At 74.7% G+C, this 2222-nt stretch carries 2 protein-coding genes; both read left to right on the top strand.

Annotated elements, in window-relative coordinates:
• Positions 1–1401, top strand: a 1401-nt coding sequence (locus FOE67_RS23345; RefSeq protein ID WP_194444616.1) for an IucA/IucC family protein, incomplete at its 5' end; no start/stop codon positions are given.
• Entirely contained in the window at positions 1398–2087 is a 690-nt protein-coding gene (locus FOE67_RS23340; RefSeq protein ID WP_194444617.1) for a GNAT family N-acetyltransferase, read from the top strand. The genes FOE67_RS23345 and FOE67_RS23340, both read left to right, overlap by 4 nt.
• Positions 2088–2222: the final 135 nt, after the last annotated feature.

The following is a 2222-nucleotide window of genomic DNA, read 5'->3' as shown; positions in this document are numbered from 1 at the left end:
CCGCCCCCCGGTACCCCGCCCTTCCTGGACGCCGAGCAGGCCCTGGTGCTCGGCCACCCGCTGCACCCCACGCCCAAGAGCCGGGACGGGCTGACGGGGCACGAGGCGGTGGCCTGTTCGCCGGAGACGCGCGGTTCCTTCCCGCTGCACTGGTTCGCCGTCGACCCCAAGGTCTTCGTCTCCGGCTCCTCCCTGGAGGAGGACGGTCGCACCGTGCCGGTGGAGGAGATCGCCCGCCGTCTGGCCGGCACCCTGCCCGACGCGCCGCCCGGCACGATCCCCCTTCCCCTCCACCCCTGGCAGGCCCGTGACCTGCCCCACCGCCCCGAGCCGGCGGCCCTGATGGAGGCCGGGCTGCTGCACGACCTGGGGCCCCACGGGGCACCCTGGTTCCCCACCTCCTCGGTACGCACCGTCTTCCGCGCCGACGCCCCCGTGATGCTCAAGCTCTCCCTCGGGCTGCGGATCACCAACTCCCGCCGGGAGAACCTCCGCAAGGAGATGGTGCGCGGACGCGAGGTGCACCGCCTGCTGGAGGCCGGGGCGGGGGCCCGCTGGCGGGCCGCCACGACGGAGGGCTCCGGGTTCGACGTGCTGCGGGATCCCGCCTGGGTGGGCGTCAACACCCCCGACGGGACGCCGGTGCCCGGCCTGGACACCGCCCTGCGCCTCAACCCCTTCGGCTCCGGTGAGGACGTGGCCTGTCTCGCCGGACTGCTGGCACCCCGCCCGTGGCCGGGGCGACCGGTCGGCGAGTTGCGGTCCCGTCTGGGGGTCATCCTGGGGGAGGTCGCCGCCCGGACGGGTCGGCCGATCACCGAGCCGGCGGCCGACTGGCTGCTGCGGCACCTGCGGACGGTGGTCGCCCCCGTCCTGTGGCTGGACGCGGTGGTCGGCGTCGCGCTGGAGGCCCACCAGCAGAACACCCTCGTCCGGCTGGACGCCGAGGGCTTCCCCGACGGGGGCTGGTACCGCGACAACCAGGGGTACTACTTCCGCGAGTCCCGCCGGGAGGAACTGGACCGGTTGATGCCGGGGATCGGCGTGGAGTCCGACACCTTCGTCACCGACGCGGTGACCGACGAGCGCTTCTCCTACTACCTGGGCATCAATCACGTCCTGGGACTGGTGGGGGCGATGGGCTCGCAACGACTGCTGGACGAGGAGCGGGCGCTGCGCCTGGTCGCGGACTTCCTGCGCGGCTGGGCCCGCCCCGAGGGGGACCGGCCCGCCTCCACCACCGCGCGGCGCCTGCTGGAACTGGACCCGCTGCCGTGCAAGGCGAACCTGCTGACCCGGGTGCACGACATGGACGAGTTGGAGGGGCCGGTGGACGGCCAGTCGGTGTACGTGCCGTGGCGCAACCCCCTGGTCGGCGTCGGGAGCGGGGAACGGCCGTGACCCACTTCCGCACCGCCGCCTCCGCCGGGGAGGGCCCGTCCGAGGAGGCGGACACCATCGACCTGTCGACGGTCGGCATCCCGCCCGATCCGGTCGACGCCTCGGCGGGCCGCTCGGAACTCCTGGACGATCCCGTCGACTGGGGGCCGGTCACCACCGCCGTCGGTGTCCTGCACCTGGTGCCGGTGCGCCCCGGGCGCGACCTGGAGATGTTGACGGCCTGGATGAACGATCCCGTGGTGGCCGAGTTCTGGGAACTGGCGGGGCCGGCCGACCGCGTGCTGGAGCACCTGCGGCCCCAACTGGAGGGCGACGGACGCAGCGTGCCCTGCCTCGGGGTGCTCGACGGGGAGCCGATGAGCTACTGGGAGATCTACCGCGCGGACCTGGACCCCTTGGCGCGGCACTACCCGGTCCGCCCGCACGATACCGGGGTGCACCTGCTCATCGGCCCGTCCCGACACCGGGGGCGGGGGACCGGCACCGCCCTGCTGCGGGGGGTGGCGGAACTGATCCTGGGCCGGCGGCCGAGGTGCTCGCGGGTCCTCGCCGAGCCCGACGTGCGCAACGGCCCGTCGGTGGCGGCCTTTCGACGGGCGGGTTTCCGCCTCGACCGGGAGATCCGTCTCCCCGACAAGCTCGCGGCCCTCATGATGCTGGAACGACCGGTGACCGGCGGCGGCTGAACGCCGCGCCCGGCACCGGCCGCCACCCTCCGCCGCCCACTCCGTTCCCCCGGTCCTCCGGTCCCGTCCCGTCCGTTCCGCCCCGCCCGCACGGCACCGTGCCGGCGGGGCGGAACGGACGGGACGGGACCGGAG

The organism is Streptomyces calidiresistens (assembly GCF_014141525.1).
Taxonomy (GTDB): domain Bacteria; phylum Actinomycetota; class Actinomycetes; order Streptomycetales; family Streptomycetaceae; genus Streptomyces; species Streptomyces calidiresistens.
This window is presented reverse-complemented; position numbering and strand designations above follow the sequence as displayed.